Origin of the sequence: Streptomyces colwelliae (assembly GCF_048158785.1) — a bacterium.
Taxonomy (GTDB): Bacteria; Actinomycetota; Actinomycetes; order Streptomycetales; family Streptomycetaceae; genus Streptomyces.
In genome coordinates, this window is the sequence record NZ_JBLTJC010000223.1 from 1 (window position 1) to 17,283 (window position 17,283).

At 70.9% G+C, this 17,283-nt stretch carries 18 protein-coding genes and 2 pseudogenes; 6 read left to right on the forward strand and 14 right to left on the reverse strand.

All coding sequences use genetic code 11. The features are described 5' to 3' along the window. Window positions 1-26: 26 nt before the first annotated feature. Window positions 27-1,070, reverse strand: a complete 1,044-nt coding sequence (locus ACNFOC_RS34745) for an aminoglycoside phosphotransferase family protein (RefSeq protein ID WP_416963025.1) — start codon at window positions 1,068-1,070, stop codon at window positions 27-29. A gap of 63 nt (window positions 1,071-1,133) precedes the next feature. Here ACNFOC_RS34745 and ACNFOC_RS34750 point away from each other — a divergent pair, with 63 nt between their 5' ends. After that, entirely contained in the window at window positions 1,134-1,604 is a 471-nt protein-coding gene (locus tag ACNFOC_RS34750; RefSeq protein ID WP_416963026.1) for a GNAT family N-acetyltransferase, read from the forward strand. Window positions 1,605-1,674: 70 nt separating this feature from the next. Here ACNFOC_RS34750 and ACNFOC_RS34755 read toward each other — a convergent pair whose 3' ends face one another. After that, the gene (locus tag ACNFOC_RS34755) at window positions 1,675-2,082 is read right to left on the reverse strand and encodes a hypothetical protein (protein ID WP_416963027.1); all 408 of its coding nucleotides are present in this window, start codon (window positions 2,080-2,082) and stop codon (window positions 1,675-1,677) included. Between the two features lie 150 nt (window positions 2,083-2,232). On the opposite strand from ACNFOC_RS34755, the gene ACNFOC_RS34760 reads away from it, so the two are divergent. Continuing rightward, window positions 2,233-2,838, forward strand: coding sequence for a TetR/AcrR family transcriptional regulator (locus ACNFOC_RS34760; RefSeq protein ID WP_416963041.1), 606 nt, complete (start codon window positions 2,233-2,235; stop codon window positions 2,836-2,838). A gap of 142 nt (window positions 2,839-2,980) precedes the next feature. Here the strand turns inward: ACNFOC_RS34760 and ACNFOC_RS34765 are convergent. Beyond that, window positions 2,981-3,145: pseudogene (locus ACNFOC_RS34765) on the reverse strand (histidine phosphatase family protein); the annotation flags it as partial. Here ACNFOC_RS34765 and ACNFOC_RS34770 point away from each other — a divergent pair. Further along, window positions 3,144-3,267, forward strand: a pseudogene (locus tag ACNFOC_RS34770) (FAD-dependent oxidoreductase); the annotation flags it as partial. The pseudogenes ACNFOC_RS34765 and ACNFOC_RS34770 sit on opposite strands and share 2 nt — an antisense overlap. On the opposite strand, the gene ACNFOC_RS34775 reads toward ACNFOC_RS34770, so the two are convergent. The 8 genes from ACNFOC_RS34775 to ACNFOC_RS34805 form a co-directional block, all read right to left on the reverse strand. Beyond that, window positions 3,240-3,935 (reverse strand): response regulator transcription factor, encoded by a 696-nt coding sequence (locus tag ACNFOC_RS34775; protein WP_416963028.1) that lies wholly within the window; start codon window positions 3,933-3,935, stop codon window positions 3,240-3,242. The pseudogene ACNFOC_RS34770 and the gene ACNFOC_RS34775 sit on opposite strands and share 28 nt — an antisense overlap. Next, window positions 3,932-5,308, reverse strand: a complete 1,377-nt coding sequence (locus tag ACNFOC_RS34780; protein ID WP_416963029.1) for a sensor histidine kinase — start codon at window positions 5,306-5,308, stop codon at window positions 3,932-3,934. Before ACNFOC_RS34780 ends, ACNFOC_RS34775 begins: the two co-directional genes overlap by 4 nt. After that, window positions 5,305-7,572, reverse strand: a complete 2,268-nt coding sequence (locus ACNFOC_RS34785) for an MMPL family transporter (RefSeq protein WP_416963030.1) — start codon at window positions 7,570-7,572, stop codon at window positions 5,305-5,307. Before ACNFOC_RS34785 ends, ACNFOC_RS34780 begins: the two co-directional genes overlap by 4 nt. A gap of 156 nt (window positions 7,573-7,728) precedes the next feature. Further along, window positions 7,729-7,959 (reverse strand): hypothetical protein, encoded by a 231-nt coding sequence (locus tag ACNFOC_RS34790; RefSeq protein ID WP_416963031.1) that lies wholly within the window; start codon window positions 7,957-7,959, stop codon window positions 7,729-7,731. A 167-nt stretch (window positions 7,960-8,126) separates the two neighbouring features. Next, complete coding sequence (locus ACNFOC_RS34795; protein ID WP_416963032.1) at window positions 8,127-8,294, reverse strand: hypothetical protein; 168 nt, start codon at window positions 8,292-8,294, stop codon at window positions 8,127-8,129. 86 nt (window positions 8,295-8,380) lie between these two features. Next, window positions 8,381-9,886: a hypothetical protein gene (locus tag ACNFOC_RS34800; RefSeq protein ID WP_416963033.1), complete on the reverse strand. Its 1,506-nt coding sequence runs from the start codon at window positions 9,884-9,886 to the stop codon at window positions 8,381-8,383. Window positions 9,887-9,890: 4 nt separating this feature from the next. After that, window positions 9,891-10,202 (reverse strand): hypothetical protein, encoded by a 312-nt coding sequence (locus tag ACNFOC_RS56095; RefSeq protein ID WP_521985885.1) that lies wholly within the window; start codon window positions 10,200-10,202, stop codon window positions 9,891-9,893. A 307-nt stretch (window positions 10,203-10,509) separates the two neighbouring features. Continuing rightward, the gene (locus ACNFOC_RS34805) at window positions 10,510-11,082 is read right to left on the reverse strand and encodes a hypothetical protein (RefSeq protein WP_416963034.1); all 573 of its coding nucleotides are present in this window, start codon (window positions 11,080-11,082) and stop codon (window positions 10,510-10,512) included. Between the two features lie 288 nt (window positions 11,083-11,370). Between ACNFOC_RS34805 and ACNFOC_RS34810 the strand changes: the two genes are divergently transcribed. The 3 genes from ACNFOC_RS34810 to ACNFOC_RS34820 all read left to right on the forward strand — a co-directional run bounded on the left by ACNFOC_RS34810 (window position 11,371) and on the right by ACNFOC_RS34820 (window position 13,096). Then, window positions 11,371-11,868 carry a helix-turn-helix domain-containing protein gene (locus tag ACNFOC_RS34810; RefSeq protein ID WP_416963035.1) on the forward strand — a complete coding sequence of 166 codons (498 nt, stop codon included), beginning with the start codon at window positions 11,371-11,373 and terminating at the stop codon, window positions 11,866-11,868. A gap of 58 nt (window positions 11,869-11,926) precedes the next feature. Next, entirely contained in the window at window positions 11,927-12,625 is a 699-nt protein-coding gene (locus ACNFOC_RS34815) for a hypothetical protein (protein WP_416963036.1), read from the forward strand. A gap of 129 nt (window positions 12,626-12,754) precedes the next feature. Then, complete coding sequence (locus ACNFOC_RS34820; protein ID WP_416963037.1) at window positions 12,755-13,096, forward strand: DUF2516 family protein; 342 nt, start codon at window positions 12,755-12,757, stop codon at window positions 13,094-13,096. 35 nt (window positions 13,097-13,131) lie between these two features. Here ACNFOC_RS34820 and ACNFOC_RS34825 read toward each other — a convergent pair whose 3' ends face one another. From ACNFOC_RS34825 to ACNFOC_RS34835, 3 genes are all read right to left on the reverse strand, one after another. Beyond that, window positions 13,132-14,574 carry a PP2C family protein-serine/threonine phosphatase gene (locus tag ACNFOC_RS34825; RefSeq protein ID WP_416963038.1) on the reverse strand — a complete coding sequence of 481 codons (1,443 nt, stop codon included), beginning with the start codon at window positions 14,572-14,574 and terminating at the stop codon, window positions 13,132-13,134. A 308-nt stretch (window positions 14,575-14,882) separates the two neighbouring features. Further along, window positions 14,883-15,968 carry a C40 family peptidase gene (locus tag ACNFOC_RS34830; protein WP_416963039.1) on the reverse strand — a complete coding sequence of 362 codons (1,086 nt, stop codon included), beginning with the start codon at window positions 15,966-15,968 and terminating at the stop codon, window positions 14,883-14,885. Between the two features lie 203 nt (window positions 15,969-16,171). Next, window positions 16,172-16,987 (reverse strand): class I SAM-dependent methyltransferase, encoded by an 816-nt coding sequence (locus tag ACNFOC_RS34835; protein ID WP_416963040.1) that lies wholly within the window; start codon window positions 16,985-16,987, stop codon window positions 16,172-16,174. Window positions 16,988-17,283: the final 296 nt, after the last annotated feature.

The window sequence follows — 17,283 nt, forward strand, 5'->3', positions numbered from 1 at the left end:
GGCTTGGAGGGGCTCGTCCGCGTTCTTCAGAACGGGGGCTCTTCTGTTGCCAGTTGGAGCAGCCACTTCGCGCTCTCCGTCGCGCCCGCCGTACGTGTCTCCTCGGACGCGCCGGGGAAGTGCCGGCCCCAGGAGACCGCGCGGCCGATGGCGCCCAGCCGTCCCGCCAGGGTGAGTGCGTGGTGAAGTTCCTTGCTGGTACGGCCGTTTCCCGTCCAGGGTTCCAGGTAGGCGTCCCGTAGGCGGGGCAGCGACTCGGGGCCGTAGCGTTCGGTGACGCGTCCGGCGGGGACCAGGAAACTGCAGAACGGGTGCGAGACGGCCGCGTCGCCCCAGTCGAAGAAGGTGAAGCGGCCGGGCTCCGGGTTGAACAGCTGGCCGTCGTGCAGGTCGGAGTGGTCGAGCGAGTCGGGGATGCCCAAGTCGGCCAGTTCCGCGCACCAGTTGAGCAGGCGCGGCCGTAGGGCATGCAGGCGTGCGGGATCGAGAGCTGTGACGGAGCTGATGAACTCCACTGTCTCGTCGAAGACTTGGGGGAGTGCCGTCGTCCGGGCGCTAGGGACGCCGAGTTGTTCGAGGTCCTTGGTGTACGGGATGAGGGCGCGCTGCATCGTGGCGTACTGGCGCAGCGGTTCTTCCCAGGCCCGGGGGTCGGCGGGGGTGCGGTCGAGGACCTGGCGGAAGAGGTCGCCGCCGTCGGGGAGCAGGGACCAGCCGCGGTCGGCGTCGACGGCGAGGGGGTTCAGGACGTACTCCGGGACCCAGCGGGCGAGTGCCGCGGTGAGCGGTGCCTCGAAGGCGCTGGCGGGGGGATTGGCCTTCAGCCATACGGCGGCCGCGGCGTAATCGGGCGCGGTGGCGGTGGCGCCTTCGACGGGGATGCGGACCAGGACGGACCAGGGGCGGAGGCGTACGCTCCGCCGGGCTGTCCCGCTCGCTCGCAGGCCCCGCGCCGCCAGCTCGCGGGCGGCCCAGTCGAGGGCCTCCTCCCGCCAAGTCGCCTGGTCCCAGGGCGTCTTGGCGTTCTCGTGCTGGCCCCGGTCCGTGATCACCGTTGTCTCGTCGTGCATCGCGTCATTCCAGCAGCGGGGCCGCCCGGGTTCCATCGAATTCCGCGCGGTAGCGTGCCGATCATGGCGGACTGGGAGCTACGGCCCGCGTCGGCGGCCGACGTCGAGCCGATCGCCGAGCTGCGCGCCGACGTGCTGCGCGGCGATCTGGAACGGCTCGGACGGTACGACGCGCGGCGCGTGCGGCAGCGGTTGCGGGACGGGTTCGAGCCGGGCCGCACCTGGGTGATCGAGGTGGGCGGGGCGTTCGCCGGGTGCGTGGCGCTACGGCCGGACGCGGGCGCCCGTTGCCACTGGCTGGAGCATTTCTATGTGGGCGCGCAACACCAGGGGCGCGGGATCGGCTCCGGGGTGCTGGGGGAGCTGCTGGAGCGGTGTGACCGTGACGGTGTCCGCGTCGTACGGCTGAATGTGCTGCGGGGGAGTCCGGCCCGGCGGTTGTACGAGCGGTACGGGTTCGTCGTCGAGGCGGAGGATCCGGTGGATGTGTTCATGGTGCGGGGCGAGCGGGAGCCGGCCCCGGGCTCGGACTGAGCTGGTTGAGGCGAGGCATAGGGCGTAGGGCCTAGAGGGGGGCGGGCGTGGTCACTTTCGCAGGACCACGCTAATTGGTGCCGGTCGAGGTCGACTTGGGGGTGGCGGTGGCCAGCAGTACGGCGAACACGGCCGGGGCGGCCGTCTGGTACCCGGTCCACACCGCACCTCCGGCGTCGCCGCCCCGCCACGCGATCAGCAGGGCGGCGAGAGTCGCCAGTACCCAGCCGCTGTCGTAGGCGACCATGAGCCGTATGTAGGTGCGCACCGGTCGGCTGCGCACATGGCCGATCTCGATGCCGCCGCCGACCAGCAGGGCCACGCCGGAGACGACCATCAGCCAGCCGGGCACACCGAGCAGACGGCTGAGTGGGGCGGCGCCGACGATGTAGACGGCGGCGAGCAACACCTTGAACACGCCGTCGGCGATGATCCCCGCCGTCAGACGGGTCATCGGCGGTGTCGCGATCTGGGTCATGAGTGTTCCTCCCTGAGGCTCGTCCGACGGTGCGTCGATTGTTCCAATTGCCCTTTGCCCTTTGCCCTTTGTCCATTGCTCATTGCTCATTGCTCATTGCTCGTTCGGCTGGTTCCGTAATCAGATTACGGTAATAATCGAACTATGAGAATGACGAGAGCGGAGGCCAGGGAACGCAACCGCCGCGCCTTGCTGGATGCCGCGTTCCAGGTCGTCTCCCGGGACGGGTACCGGGCCAGGCTCGAGGAGATCGCCGAGCGGGCCGACGTGACCACCGGCGCCATCTACTCGCTGTTCGGCAGCAAGAACGGCCTGGTGGTCGCCCTGGTCGCCGACTATCTGCGGCCGTACTACGAGGAGTTGGAGCAGCAGGTTCCGGCCGGGCTGGATCTGCTCGACGCGGTCGACGCCTTTGCCCGGCACTACCGCCGCAGCTGTGACGGTCCCGACGCGCTGCCGCGCCTGTCGCTCCAGATCACCTTGCTGGACATGGCTCTGCACGACCCGGATCTGGGGGCCCGACTCGCCACGTCCGTGCGGTCGCAGGAGGACCACCTGATCGCGCTGTTCACCGGCAGGTCGTACGACGGGGGCGCCGTGACGGCACATCAGGCCCAGCGCCTGGCCACCGCGCTCCGGGCACTCTTCGTCGGCCTCACCCAGGGCGTCACCCTCGGCCTCGCCCCCGACGCGGACGAGCAGTACTTCGCCGACATCGCGCGGGCTCTGGCGTCCGATGTCTCCCGCGGAACCTGATTCAGCGGAAGGCGGCGGAGTTCTCCGTAGCCCACGGCTGGAACGACCGGGCCGGAGCTCCGGTGCTCCGGTGACCTGCGCGACCGTGTCGCGCACCGCCGGCAGCTCGTCGTTGACGGCACGCTAGAAGCTCAATCACGCTTCAGGTCAAGGAGACTTCGGGCGGGAAGCCGGTCCAGCGCAGTTCTGCGGGCAGGTGCCGCATGTCGTTGTGGAACAGCACGGAGGACGGCCTGCCGGGTGCGTAGCGGATGACCGTCAGAGCCGCGTTGCCGTGATTGAGGCCCATCCAGCGCCACTCGGGCGCGGCCGGTCGGATCCGCATGCCGCACTGGTCCAGCGGCCGCGTCGTCCTCGTCGGCGACGCCGCGTACGCACCCTCGTTCCTTACCGGACAGGGCTCAAGCCTTGCGCTGGTCGGTGCCGCCGTCGGGGGCGGCGTGGGCCAGGCCCGTCCGGTAGGCGATGACGACGAGTTGGGCCCGGTCGCGGGCATCCAGCTTCGTCATGGAGCGCTGCACGTGGGCGCGGACGGTGAAGGGGCTGAGGAACATCCGCTCGGCGATCTCCTGGTTGGACAGGCCGGTCGCGACCAGGGCCACCATCTCGCGTTCGCGCGGGGTGAGTACGGCGAGCTGTTCGGGGTGGTGCGGCGGGGCGTCTTCCGGTGTGGCCAGGAAACGGGCGACCAGGGAGCGGGTCGCGGCGGGGGACAGAAGAGTGTCGCCGTCGGCGATCGTTCGTACGGCGTCCAGCAGGTCCTCGGCCCCGATGCCCTTGCCGATGAAGCCGCCGGCCCCCGCGCGCAGTGCCTGAGCGACGTATTCGTCGGTCTCGTACGTGGTGAGGATCAGGATGCGGCTGGCACGCAGTTCCGGGTCCGCGCAGATCTCCGACGTGGCGGTGAGACCGTCCACCTCGGGCATACGGATATCCATGATCACCACGTCCGGGCGCAGTTCCCGGGTGAGTCTCACCGCCTCCCTGCCGTCGGCGGCCTCGCCGACCACGGTGATGTCGTCGGCACTGTCGAGAAGCAGTCGGAAGGCACCGCGCAGCAGGGCCTGATCGTCGGCGAGCAGCACCCGGAGCGTCACGGCGCATCCCCGGCCTCTCCGCCGCCTGTTCGTCCGTCGTCTGTCGCTCCTTCGGCCATTCGCCCCTCGCTGGTTGCTGCTTCGGCAGTCCTACGCGTCGTGTCCTTGACGGGCGGGACGGGCGGGACGGGCAACTGGGCGGAGACGAGGAAGCCGCCCTCCGGGCGCCTGCCCGCCCAGAGTTGTCCCCCGACCGCGGTGGCACGTTCACGCATCCCGATCAGACCGTAACCGGGCGAACGGTCCGGCACGTTGGACGCACTCGGTCCCGTCGACGCACTCGGTCCCGGGGACGCGTTCGGCGCCGTACGGGCGCCCCCTCCGCCCTCTCCGCCCCCTCCGTCGTCGGCGACGGTGATGGTCACGCGATCGCGGTTCCAGGCGAGGCGCACCCGGGCGCTACCGGTACCGGCGTGCTTGGTCACGTTGGTCAGGGCCTCCTGGACGATGCGGTAGGCGGTGAGGTCGACACCCGGCGGCAGCGGCCTGGCCGTGCCCTCCTGGTGCACCGACACCTCCAGACCCGCGCGGTGGAAGGACTCGACGAGCGTGGGCAGCCGGGACAGCCCGGGCGCCGGTTCGGCGGGCGCGGGCGCGTCCCCGGACTGCCGCAACAGACCGACCGTGGCCCGCAGTTCGTCGAGTGCGTGGCCGGTGGTCTCGACAAGTTCCTTCAGGCTCTTACGAGTCTGCTCCGGGCGGGTGTCGAAGAGGTGGGCGGCGACCGTGGCCTGCGCGTTGGCCAGGGTGATCTGATGGGCCACCAGGTCGTGCAACTCCCGGGCGATACGCACCCGTTCCTCGGCCACTCGACGGCGCGCCTCCCTGTCCCGGCTCTCCTCGGCCCGCCGTGCCCGCTCCTCCACGGCCGCCAGGTAGGCCCGCCGGTTCCGCACCGAGTGACCGAGTACGCCGGCCATCAGCGGGAACGCCGCCACCGCCCCCACCCTGCTCGCGTCCTTCCAGGAGAGGGCCCCCAACAAGGGGGCCGAGGCGACCAGCAGCGCCACGGAGATGAGCGCCACCGCGCTCACCGCGTGCCGTTCGGTGCGCGCGGCGAGCGAGTAGGAGTAGGCGGTGATCACGGCGGGAGCCACGATGAGCGGGCTCAGCAGGAGGCCCAGGAAGGGCGCCAGCACGCCACTCACGGTGGTGACCGCCATGGCGGCCAGGGGCGCCCGGTGCCGCACCGGCAGCACGGCACAGGACACCACCGCGATGAAGTAGGCGACGGCGGACGGCGGTGACAGCGTGCTGCCGTCGTCCTGCACCACGCCGCCGAGCAGACAGAGCGCGAACGCCGTAGCGGTGATCGCTCCCTCCCGCCACCACGCGCCGCGTGGTCGCGGGCCACCGCCACCCATGGTCGTCATGGCCGGCTGTGCCGGCCGACCGGGAGCCGCGGCACGCCTGTGTCCAACTCGGTCTCGGAGGGCGGGACTTGCCGGTTCAGTGCCTCACCCTCGATATCCACGTTCGGCAGCACACGGTTCAGGATACGAGGCAGCCACCAGGCCCGGTGGCCGAGCAGTGCCAGGACCGCGGGTGCGATCGCCATCCGGACCACGAAGGCGTCGAAGGCGACGGCGGAGGCCAGGCCGACGCCCATCGTCTGGATGGTCGGGCTGTTCATCCCGATGAATCCGGCGAACACGCTGGTCATGATGATCGCCGCCGCGGCCACCACCCGTCCGCTGTGCCGGAAGCCGTTGACGATCGCCTCGCCGGGGGACGCGCCATGGACGTAGGCCTCCCGCATCCGGGTGAGGAGGAAGACCTCGTAGTCCATGGCGAGGCCGAACACTATGCCGATGATGAGAATCGGCATCAGCGACATGACCGGTCCGGTCTGCTCGATGCCGATCAGGTCTGCCGCCCAGCCCCACTGGAAGACGGCGACCAGGACGCCGAAGGCGGCACCCACCGACAGCAGGAAACCGAGCGCGGCCTTGACCGGGACCAGGACCGAGCGGAAGACGACCGTCAGCAGGAGCACCGCCAGGCCGATGACCACGGTCAGATAGGGGATGAGGGCGTCGGACATGGCTTCGGAGATGTCGATGTTCAGCGCGGTGGTGCCGGTCACCAGCACGGTGGCGCCCGTGTCGGCCTCGACTCCGGAGACCGCGCCCCGGATCGCGTGCACCAGGTCCTTGGTCTCGCCGCTGTTCGGCGCGGTCCGCGGTACGGCGGTGAGGACGGCCGTGTCCTTGGCCCGGCTGAACACCGGATCACCGACCGACGCGACCCCGGCCACTCCCCGTACGGTCTTGACGACCAGGTCCGTGGTGGCCCGGGGGTCCGCGGACCCCTCCGCGACCCCCGAGGACGCCGACGTGTCCACGACCACGGTCAACGGTCCGTTGAAGCCGGGGCCGAAGCCTTCCGACAGCAGGTCGTAAGCACGTCGCTCGGTGGTCTCCACAGACTTGGACTCGTCGCCGGGCAGCCCGAGTTCGAGGCTCAGCGCCGGTAGGGCTACGGCGCCGAGACCGAGTCCGGCGATCATCAGCACGGGTACCGGCCGGCGCAGCACGAACCGTGCCCAGCGGGTGCCGAGCCCGGGCCGGCCGGCCGCGGTGGGCACCGGGCGTCCGATTCCCCGCCGGGTGGCTTTGCGGGCGGCGCGGGACGGTATCCGCCGGCCGAAGTAGCCGAACAGCGCGGGGACCAGGGTCAGCGCGACGAGTACGGCCAGGGCCACGGCGCCGGCGCCGCCCATGCCCATCTTGGTGAGTTCGGGGATTCCGACGACCCCCAGTCCGACCAGGGCGATGATGACGGTCGCGCCGGCGAAGACGACGGCCGATCCGGCGGTGCCCACCGCCCGGCCGGCCGCCTCCTCCGGCTCGCTGCCCCGGGCGAGTTCGTCGCGGAAGCGGGAGGTGATGAAGAGTGCGTAGTCGATGCCGACCGCCAGCCCCAGCATCAGCGCCAGGATGGCGACGGTGGACGTCAGGCCCAGCGGAACGGCCAGTGCGGAGACCAGGCCGAAGGCGATGGCCACGCCCACGAAGGCGGTCAGCAGTGACAGTCCGGCCGCGACCAGCGACCCGAGGGCGAGGACCAGCACCAGCGCCGCCACCGCCACGCCGATGATCTCCGTCGTACCGCCCGGTTCCTCTTCCGATTCCAGGGCCGAGCCGCCGATCTCCACGGTCAGCCCCGCGTCCCGGGCCTGGTTCGCGGCGTCCTGGAGGGCGCTCTTCGTCGGCCCGGTCAGGTCGACGGCGTCCGCGGTGTAGGTGATCGTGGAGTAGGCGATGGTGCCGTCCTCGCTGACAGCGCCGGTCTCATAGGGGTCGGTGGTCGACGCCACCTGATCGCCCCGGTCCAGCGAGCCGAGCGTGTCCTCGACGGCCGCCCTGTTCTCCCCGGCCGTCACCCGCTGCCCGCCCGGGGCCTGGAACACCAAACGGGCCTCGGCACCCTGGGAGTTGCTCTGCGGGAAGCGCTCGTCCAGCAGGTCGAACGCCTTCTGCGACTCGGTGCCGGGCATGGAGAGGTCCTCTTCCTCCGCGGCCGGCGCCATGGCGGCGGCCGCCACGGCCACCACCAGAACACCCAGCCACAGACGAAGCACGCGCCGGCGCCGCCGGAAGGCCCACCGCCCGATCCGGTAAAGAATGGTCGCCACTTGTTGATCACTCCAGAGGCTGTTGGGCAAGGGGAATGCGCGAGATCCACGCGCCTCCCACGCTCCCCTCCGGCGCCCCGGCCGGGCATCGTTCCCCGTCGCCGTCTTCCCCTGGTGCAGCCGGACCAGCCGCTCACATGTCCTGGTGCCTACGCACTACAGGCCGACTTGGGCCTCGACGGCAGATCTCATGGCGGCGGGCCGGGCCGCGTCCCGCAGTGCCACCAGGACGCACAACTCGTAGGGGATGCGCCCGACCTTGTCCTTGTCGTCTACGACCGTCTCGCGCTGGTCCTCGCGCACCTCGCCGTCCATCGGCGCCGCGTCGACGGTGTCGTGGAAGCGGGTCCTGCCATCGACGCCGGCGTACCACTCCAGCGCGTCCATCACCGGCCGGCAGGCGGTGTTGTCGCACTTGAAGCCCAGCGCGTGTTCAGCAGTGCCGGGTCGCCCCGCTCTTGTCCGTCACCAGGTCCCAGTCGCCGTCTACCAGCGTCCAACCTTGGCCGGCTCCCGCTTCCCGCTGCCGCAAGGAACAAATGGCCGGGTCGTACTCAGCGCGCACCGGCCCGTGCGGATCGTCCAGCGGGCGGCCGGTCAACATCTCCGCGGTAGGCGCGGCCGGCGAGTGTGGTCAGGAGGATGGACGGCGGTCGGTGGTCGGTGTCCTCGGCGAAGAAGAGCATGCAGTGCCACTTGAGGATCTGTACGAGTCGCTGCACGGTGCTGCGGATGTGGTGTTCGGGGACCTTCGCGACGCTGGCGACGAACCGCTTTTCGAGGAGGGCGCGGGAGAGTTCCGAGTCTCTCAGTGTCCGCCCGACGGCGAGGTGGCGGTGTCGTCCAGGCAGCGGTCGAGCAGTGCGTGCATGCGGGGCACGGGGAGAGACGGGTTGGCGGAGGCGCCCTCTGCAGTGCGCGAGTTGGCGAGGAGAGCATCCAGGGCTTCCGGCGTCAGGCTTGGGTTGGCAGCGGCTGCTCGGCACACCGCCTCGTCGGGGTCTTCCACTGAGGTCTCGGCCAGGGTGGGATCGGCTGCGGCCAGGGCCCGTACGTCGGGATCCGGGTGGCCGATGAGGTGGGCCCAGCCGGTGCGGGGGAACGCGGGCAGGGTCAGCAGGTGCGGTCGGTGGGCCGGGCGAGTGACGAAGACATCCAGCAGGAGGTGTGGCGGAGCCAGCGGGTGGTGGCAGGCCAGCAGGATCCGTACCTCCTCGTCGTCGTCCTGTGCGAGTGTCGCGGCGAGTTCCGCAGCCAGGCCGGGGAAGCGCGCCGCGACCCGACGGAGCATTGGTTCCTCGGACACCGCGCAGGCGGCGAACCAGTCGGGCGACGGCTCGCCGGCCGGCTCGGTGATCGGGCAGGTGCAGTCCGGGCCGTGCCCGATGACCCTGTCGATCGCCCAGTATTCGGCCCAGGTACGGGGGAAGGGGTGGAGGCTCGCGCGCATCCGCACGTCGTCGTCCGGGTCCTCCCTCAGCTCCGCCACCAGGTCCGGTCCCAGGTCGGGCCGGGTGGCGACCAGTCTGCGGATCTCCGCATCGGGGTGGCGGGCGAGCCGGGCGACGGCGTCGGCCGGGGTGTGGGGATTCCAGGTCAGAGGGTGCACCGTGCCGTCCGCGAAGCACTGCTCGACGAGCACGGGGGACAGGGCACACCTGCCGAACACGAACGGCTTACCGCGGGAGCCGTAGGACGGCAGCCTGGCCTCCACCCGTTCCGGATCCAGCACCCAACTGTGCTCCTGCGCCGCCTTCCGTACCGCGGGGTCGGGGTCGTCGAGCAGAGCCTCCCGCTGCGCGGCGGTGAGCGACGACCACTCCCAGGTGGCGCGTTCACGGAGCCCTGGGTGCTCGTGCCCGGCCATGGAGCGGTGGAAAGACAGAGGGATCTGCTGGGAGGAAATGAGCTCCCCGGCGATCTCGTTCGCGGTGAGCGTGCCGTCTTCGCCTCCGTCCCGGGCGGTCAGGAGGGTGACGAGGATGTCGTCCGGCAATGGTCGGACCCATCGCGGGCGGAGATGGGGAGGGGCGCCGCCGGCGAGCCACCCGCGGACAATCCCCGACGGGTCCGTCGCCAGGGGGGCCAGTCGTGCGGGGTCGATGTGCCGGTTCCGCGCGAGCGCGCGGCGGATCACTCTGTCCGGGTGGTTCAGGGCCGCGTCGACGACGGCGTCGGGCAGGTCACGACCTGCGCACATCAGCAGGCCGGCCTCACCGGCCGCTGGATCCACCAGGCGTATCAGTACGTCGGAGGGCGCCGCCGGATTGAAGGCGATGCCGCGCAGCCACGGTTCGCGCAGAGAATCGGACACCGCGTCATCCTGCCACCTCGCCTCCTGAACCGGACCGCCGACAGTTACCTCGTCGGCGCTTACCGGCGTCTCCGTTCGCAGGGCTTTTGGACCACGTGGCGCGGGCCTTACGCGGCAACCGTGTCTTCGGCCCCTCCCCGGTCGTCCCGGACCTCGGCGAGGTCCCGCCAGTACCGTCCTGCCGGATTTCCCCGGCGTGCGAGCGGGCCGTGCCGTCCCGCTCGCCGTACTCCGCCAGCACCCCGGTGTCCGCGGTCCCCAGCTGCTCGGCCAGGTAGTCCGCCACCTCCGTCCGCACCTGCCGCTGTTCCGGCATGAACTGCCCCCGGCAACCGCACCGTCATCGCCAAGGCCCTCGGCTCCTACGACAAGACCGCCCCCGGCTCGTCACCGAAGTCGGCGGCACCTGGAGCCACACACGGTGACAAGACTTCCGCCACCCCGAGGAATACGCGACTCCTCAACATGCGCGCTTACCAGTCCCGGGGCCGGAATCGTTGATCACGTGGGCGGCCGTCACCTTGCTGACGAGGCGCCTGACCCGATGCACGGCCCGGCCTGCCGAACGGCGGCATGTCAGCCCGTACTACCTGGCACAGGCCGCTTGATCCGTCGGCGGGACTTCAAGCTCCTTTGACGAAGATGCGTCCTGTCTGATCGGTCCAGGCCTGGACGCGCAGCGTCTGGTCGTGGGAAGTGGTGCCGCTGATCCCCACCGCCATACCGGCCGCGCCGACCGCGCCGCCGGCGGTGGCCGCCGCGGTGCCCCCGGTGAAGACAGCCACTCCTGCCACGACCATGGGGATGCCGATGATGGCGCCGATGATCGTGAGCGTCAGAAGCGCCCCGAAGACGATCATGCCTATACCACCCAGCACGCCCAGGAGACCGACCCCAGCCACCGCCGTACCGGCCGCGACACCGGTCGCACCCACACCGACAGCTGTGGAACCGTCGGCGTATTGAACCTGGGCCAGGAGCACGGCGCCGGGCATGCGGTGAACCTCGGCCCATCCTCTCGCCGTCATAAAGCCGACGAACCGCGTCAGCTCCGCTTCCCGCTGCTCGGGACCAATCGGCCTGCCATAGCCGGGGAACACCACCCGGGCTGGAGCCTGAACGCCCCACTGGGGCGCCTTCCATACCGCCGTGGTGTCGGCCTCCGGCAGTCGAGGATTTTGCGCGCGGTCGCTCATGGCTCTGCTCTTCGCCTGGACCACCCTTCAGCTCCCATTACACACCCGGTCGCCGAAGCTCACCCGGCAACAGATATCCGTTCGGATCGGGGTTCGCTGTGCGCGCAGACGGACCCGCGCGTGTTGCAGGCGTTCGCCGACGCCATCGCTGTGTCGGACCGCCGGCCGTAGGCGTCTCAGCCTCCTCCTCCAGAGTCATGCTCAGGCACACGCCCCCAACAAGTGGCATGGCGCACTTTTGCAAGCAGGTGCTTGCAATAGTTAGCGGGGGTGGTGCAAGGTGGAGGCATGGCAACGCTCAACGTCGGCAATCTCGGGGAGTATCTGCGTGAGCAGCGGCGCAACGCGCAGCTGTCTCTGCGGCAGCTCGCCGATGCCGCCGGGGTGTCGAATCCGTATCTGAGCCAGATCGAGCGCGGGCTGCGCAAGCCGAGCGCGGAGGTGTTGCAGCAGGTCGCCAAGGCGCTGCGGATCTCCGCCGAGACGCTGTATGTGCGAGCCGGCATCCTCGACGCCGAGCGGGACCGGGACGAGGTCGAGACGCGTGCCGTCATCCTCGCCGATCCCACGCTCACCGAACGGCAGAAGCAGGTGCTGCTTCAGATCTACGAGTCCTTCCGCAAGGAGAACGGGTTCGAGATCGCCGACGGGGGCGAGGGCATGGGTCCCGGTACCGGGACCGGTATGGCCGACGGCAGCGGTGCCGAACCGCCGGAGCGGACGGAGAGTCAGGGCGACGGCGGCGACGGTGGTGACCACACCGCGCCGCACAAGACCGCCGGCTGACCCGCGGACGTACACAACACAAAACCCTCAGCTGATAGCAACCGGGAGGACCATCACCATGGCCATCACCGATGACCTGCGCAAGACCCTGAGCGACCCCACCCCCCTCTACTTCGCCGCCGGCACCGCCGACCTCGCGCTCCAGCAGGCCAAGAAGGTGCCCGGCCTGGTCGAGCAGCTGCGTGCCGAGGCGCCGGCCCGGATCGACGCCGTGCGCGGCACCGACCCGAAGGCCGTGCAGGAGAAGGCCGCCGCCCGTGCCAAGGAGGCCGGTGCCAAGGCCAAGGAAGCCGGCGCCAAGGCCAAGGAGGCGCAGGAGACCTTCCAGACCAAGGTCAACGACTTCATCACCAGCCTCGACGGCGACCTCAAGAAGCTCGGCAGCACGCTCGACGCCGACCTGAAGAAGTTCGGCGAGTCCGCCCAGGACTTCGCGCTGCGCGGTGTCGGTGTCGCCGCCGAGTACGCCGTCAAGGCCCGTGAGACGTACGAGAAGGTCGCCGAGCACGGCGAGCAGGCCGTGAAGACCTGGCGCGGCGAGGCCGCCGACGAGATCGAGGAGCTCGCCGTCGCCGTCGAGCCCGACCCCGCGCCCGCCGCGCCCGTGTCCGAGCCCGTCGTGGTGAAGGCCGAGACCCCGGCCCCGGCCGCGCCGGCGAAGAAGCCCGCCCCGAAGCCTGCCCCGAAGCCCGCTGCGAAGAAGGCCCCGGCGGCCCGCAAGACCACCGCCAAGAAGACGACTCCGCCCGCCAAGTAGCACGCGGGTACGGATCAGGCAGGACGCGGATACGGATACAGAACGGGCCGGGCACCTTCGGGATGCCCGGCCCGTTCTACGGGTACGGTGGCCGCGTAGGTGTCGGGAGAGAGCGGGCGGTGGGCAAGCATGCTGATGTTGGGCTTCGCGGGGTTCCTGGGTCTCTTGAAGATCCTCCTCATGGGCCTGGCCGCCTTCGGGCTGGCCGACGCCGCGTTCCGGCGTGAGGACGCCTTCCGCGCCGCGGGCAAGCAGAACAAGGTCTTCTGGCTGATCATCCTGGGCATCACCCTCGTGGTGAGCTACCTGTTCTCGGTGCTGGCGATGCTGCCCATCGCGGGCGCGGTCGCGAGCATCGTCTACATCGTGGACGTCCGGCCCGCGGTGAAGCAGATCTCGGGCGGCGGGGGCCGCCGGAGCGGCGGCTCCAGCAGCGACGGCCCCTACGGCCCGTACAACGGCGGACGTTGACACCGTCGCCGTAACCAACGCACGGACCAGGGCTGTTACGGCGTCCGGTCCAGCATCAGTACCGCCACGTCGTCCGTCAGCTCGCCGCCGTTGAGGTCGCGGACCTCGTTGACCGCCGCGCGGAGCAGTTCCTCGCCCCGCAGGCCCTCGGCGAGTTGGCGGCGGACCATGGCCACCATGCCGTCCTGGCCGAGCCGTTCGCGCCGGCCCTCACCGACGCGGCCCTCGATCAGGCCGTCGGTGTAGAGCATCAGGCTCCACTCCGCGCCCAGTTCCACCTGCATCCGCGGCCAGCGGGCGCCGGGGAGCAGGCCGAGGGCGGGGCCGTTGTTGTCGTAGGGGAGAAGTTCGGCCGGGCGGCCGGGGCGGGCGAGCAGCGGGGACGGGTGGCCGGCCAGGCAGAGGCCCGCGCGGCGGCCGTCGGGGGCGATGTCGACCGTGCAGAGCGTCGCGAAGATCTCGTCGTCGGAGCGCTCGTGCTCCAGGACCTGTTGCAGCGTGCCGAGCAGCTGGTCGCCGCAGAGGCCCGCCAGGGTGAGCGCGCGCCAGGCGATGCGCAGTTCCACGCCGAGCGCGGCCTCGTCGGGGCCGTGGCCGCAGACGTCGCCGATCATCGCGTGCACGGTGCCGTCGGGGGTGCGCACGGTGTCGTAGAAGTCGCCGCCGAGCAGCGCGCGGGAGCGGCCGGGGCGGTAGCGGGCGGCGAAGCGCAGCGGGGAGCCGTCCAGGAGGGGCGTGGGCAGGAGGCCGCGTTCGAGGCGGGCGTTCTCCTGGGCGCGCAGCTTGGACTCGGTGAGCTTGCGCTCCGCGCGGTCGGAACGTTTCCGCTCCACCGCGTAGCGGATCGCGCGGCTCAGCAGCCGGCCGTCCAGCTCGTCGCGGAAGAGATAGTCCTGGGCGCCCACCCGGACCGCCTCGGCGCCGCGCTCGGTGTCGCCGGACGCGGTGAGGGCGAGCACGGCGTGGTGCGGCGCGAGCCGCAGTACGTGCTTGAGTACGGCGAGCTCGTCGTCGGTGCCGTCGGCCCGGGCGGGGGCGGGCAGCGCGAGGTCGAGCAGGATGCAGTGGACGTCGTCGGTGAGCAGCCGCTCGGCCTCGGTGAGGTTGCGGGCGGTACGGACCCGGATCGGCTTGCCGGTGGGGTCGAGCAGCTCGGGCACGACCGGCGAACCGCCGGGGTCGTCCTCGATCATCAGCAGGGTGAGGTGACCGGGAGCGTGACTGTGGCCGGGACCGGCCGTCTGGGTGCCGCGAGTGGCCTCGGCCTCGTCGCCGGCCGTGCCCTGCGTGCGCGGGGCCTCGGTGGCTCCGGAGGCGGCTTCCGAGCTGTTCGCGGGCACGTCTGCGGGCACGTCTGTGGAGGGGCTGCCGACTGCGGGTGCCGCAGGTGCAGTGGGTGGTGCGGACTGCGCCGGCGTCTGCGCCTGACCGCTTTCCGCGGCCGGGATCGCTCTCTGCCGCGGTATGGGTGCGGGCATCGTCCTGGTTCCTTCCCTCCCCCCGAGGGCACGGTGGGGCGAGGGACCTCGACCCACCGACGGGGACCATAGCGGTAGTGGGCGCCGTAAAGGAATGGTGTGAGACACGTCGCCTGGCAGGCGGCCACTGTCATATGCCGTGTTCTGTACCGCAGTTGGGCAGGGTGGCCCTCACCCGGGGATGACGAAGGTCACGCCGGGAGGGCGTTTGGTGCGCAGGGTGCGTGGGCCAGGTCATGTGGTCCGGGTCACCGGTGCCGTACGGACGCCTCACGCATCACCATGGCCATGGACAAGCTGCGGACAAGTCACGCATCCGGCCGCACAACACCCAATATCGGCATCGAACCCGCCCCCGCGACCGTCACCGTCCGCCCCGGCCGCGGGGCGTGGATGATCGCGCCGTCGCCGATGTACATGGCGACATGGCTGGCGTCGTCGAAGTAGATGATGAGGTCGCCGGGGCGCATGTCCTTCACGGCGACGTGCGGGAGCTGCTTCCACTGCTCCTGCGAGGTGCGCGGGATCGCGTCGCCGGCGCTCGCCCAGGCCTGTGAGGTCAGCCCCGAGCAGTCGTACGACGACGGGCCCTCGGCGCCCCACTCGTACGGCTTGCCGAGCTGGGCCGTCGCGTAGGCCACCGCCGCCTTGCCCTCCGCGGACGCCTTGCCGCTGACGTCCTTGAGGGCGCCGGAGTCGAGCCACTCGGTCTGCGCCTTCAGCGCGGCCTGCCGCTCCAGCTCGGCCAGCCGCTCCTTCTCCTGCTTCTCCAGCTGGGACTCGAGCTTCTCGGCCGCCGCGATCTGGGTGGTGACCTTCTTCTTGGCGGTGGCCTTGGCCTGGCGGTTCTTCTCCAGCTTCTGCCACTGGGCGGAGGCGTCGGCGGTGTACTGCTTCAAGTCCTGCTGGGTGCGCGTCAGTTCCGCGATCAGGCCCTTGGTGGCGCGCTGGCCCTGGAGCACCCGGCCGGTACCGTCCAGGAACGCCTGCGGGTTGTCGCTCAGCAGCAACTGCGCCTCGTCCGGGATCCCGCCCGTGCGGTACTGGGAGCGGGCCGCGGCACCTGCGCGGTCCTTCAACTCGTCCAGTTTCTCCTGGCCCTTGACGATCTTCTTGGCCAGTTCGACGATCTCCGCGGACTGCTTCTGGGCCTGCTCCTCGGCCGCGTTGTAGGCGTCCGTGGCGACGGCGGCGTCGTGGTAGAGCGCGTCGAGCTTCGCGCGTACGGCCTCAAGGTCCTTGTTGGTCACGGGGGTTGGGGACGCGGTCGCGGACGGGGTCGACGAAGGGGTCGGCGTCGGGCTCGCGAAGGCGGTGCCGGGTGCCGCGAGTACGGTGACCGCGCAGACGACCGTGATGGCCGTCGTGATCAGGGCCCGCCTGCCCGTTCCCATACCCCTGCCCCCACATCCACATCTGCCGTACCGGTATCTGATTGCCCGTCAGTAACTTACGGACGCCTGGGGGATCGTGCCATGTCCCCGCAGAAAACGACAGAGGCAGTACTTCCCGTACTTCTTCCCTTTCCTTCCAGGTCATGGGATGTGACGAACGGCCGCCGGAGATCGTTCCCCACGTGCCGCACCCGCAACCGGATTCACCCGCGCGGAGCCAACGCCCCCCAGGCCACGGTCACTTCGCCCTGCCGCCAGCGCACCGGCCCGTCCGTCACCGGCCAGTCGGCGGTGAGGTTCCGCACCGCGCGCATCCAGCGCTGGCGGGCGCCGTAGGAGGCGTAGGGCGCGGCGGCGGCCCACGCGCGGTCGAAGTCGCGGAGGAAGGCGTGCACCGGTTCGTCGGGAACGTTGCGGTGGATGAGGGCCTTCGGGAGGCGCTCGGCGAGGTCGGACGGCCGCTCCAGGGAACCGAGCCGCGTCGCGAAGGTGACCGTGCGCGGCCCCTCGGGCCCGAGCGCGACCCACACGTGCCGCCGCCCGATCTCGTCACAGGTCCCCTCGACCAGCAGCCCGCCCCGGGAGCCCCCGCCCGCAGGCGCGAGCCGTCCGCACAGCCGTGCCCAGACCTCGGCGACCCGCGCCTCGTCGTACTGCCGCAGCACGTTCGCCGCGCGGATGAGCAACGGCCGCTGCGGAACCGGGATCTCGAACCCCCCGTGCCGGAAGGCGAGCCCCTCCCGCTCGTACGGTTTCGCCGCCGCGACCCGCGCCGGTTCGATCTCGACACCGACCACGCGCGCGTGCGGGGCGACGGTACGCAGGCGCGCCAGCAGTTCTACGGCGGTCCAGGGCGCAGCGCCGTAGCCGAGGTCCACGGCGACGGGATCGCCGGCCCGCCGCAGCTCGGCGCCGTGCGTCGCCGCGATCCAGCGGTCCATGCGGCGCAGCCGGTTGGGGTTGGTCGTGCCGCGCGTCACCGTTCCCACGGGGCGGGGGGTCGTCGCGCGGGCTGTCATACGTACGAGGGTAGGCGGCGCGGGACGAGGGGCGCCGCACGGGCATCGGCCGGCATCGGCTCCGGGTCTCCGGCCTTCCCGATGTCCGTGCCCGTTGTCAGTGCCGCCTGGCAGGATCGGAGATCAAGTTGACCGAGGGTGAGGCGGGACCGATGAAGGTGCTTGTCAGCGACGAAGTGCTTGTCGACTACGGCCAGATATTCGTGGAGAGCGGTGAGGGCGACTGCGACCTGCACGATGCCTTCGCGGGGCAGGAGGGCGTCGGGCTCTCGGAAATCGACCGCCCCCGGAGTCCG

What these genes read in the sequence shown, in the direction of transcription:
- ACNFOC_RS34745 (WP_416963025.1), bottom strand. Translation starts at nt 1,070, where the DNA reads ATGCACGACGAGACAACGGTGATCACGGACCGGGGCCAGCACGAGAAC.
- ACNFOC_RS34750 (WP_416963026.1), top strand. Translation starts at nt 1,134, where the DNA reads ATGGCGGACTGGGAGCTACGGCCCGCGTCGGCGGCCGACGTCGAGCCG.
- ACNFOC_RS34755 (WP_416963027.1), bottom strand. Translation starts at nt 2,082, where the DNA reads ATGACCCAGATCGCGACACCGCCGATGACCCGTCTGACGGCGGGGATC.
- ACNFOC_RS34760 (WP_416963041.1), top strand. Translation starts at nt 2,233, where the DNA reads ATGACGAGAGCGGAGGCCAGGGAACGCAACCGCCGCGCCTTGCTGGAT.
- ACNFOC_RS34780 (WP_416963029.1), bottom strand. Translation starts at nt 5,308, where the DNA reads ATGACGACCATGGGTGGCGGTGGCCCGCGACCACGCGGCGCGTGGTGG.
- ACNFOC_RS34790 (WP_416963031.1), bottom strand. Translation starts at nt 7,959, where the DNA reads ATGGACGCGCTGGAGTGGTACGCCGGCGTCGATGGCAGGACCCGCTTC.
- ACNFOC_RS56095 (WP_521985885.1), bottom strand. Translation starts at nt 10,202, where the DNA reads ATGCCGGAACAGCGGCAGGTGCGGACGGAGGTGGCGGACTACCTGGCC.
- ACNFOC_RS34805 (WP_416963034.1), bottom strand. Translation starts at nt 11,082, where the DNA reads ATGAGCGACCGCGCGCAAAATCCTCGACTGCCGGAGGCCGACACCACG.
- ACNFOC_RS34810 (WP_416963035.1), top strand. Translation starts at nt 11,371, where the DNA reads ATGGCAACGCTCAACGTCGGCAATCTCGGGGAGTATCTGCGTGAGCAG.
- ACNFOC_RS34815 (WP_416963036.1), top strand. Translation starts at nt 11,927, where the DNA reads ATGGCCATCACCGATGACCTGCGCAAGACCCTGAGCGACCCCACCCCC.
- ACNFOC_RS34820 (WP_416963037.1), top strand. Translation starts at nt 12,755, where the DNA reads ATGCTGATGTTGGGCTTCGCGGGGTTCCTGGGTCTCTTGAAGATCCTC.
- ACNFOC_RS34825 (WP_416963038.1), bottom strand. Translation starts at nt 14,574, where the DNA reads ATGCCCGCACCCATACCGCGGCAGAGAGCGATCCCGGCCGCGGAAAGC.
- ACNFOC_RS34830 (WP_416963039.1), bottom strand. Translation starts at nt 15,968, where the DNA reads ATGGGAACGGGCAGGCGGGCCCTGATCACGACGGCCATCACGGTCGTC.
- ACNFOC_RS34835 (WP_416963040.1), bottom strand. Translation starts at nt 16,987, where the DNA reads ATGACAGCCCGCGCGACGACCCCCCGCCCCGTGGGAACGGTGACGCGC.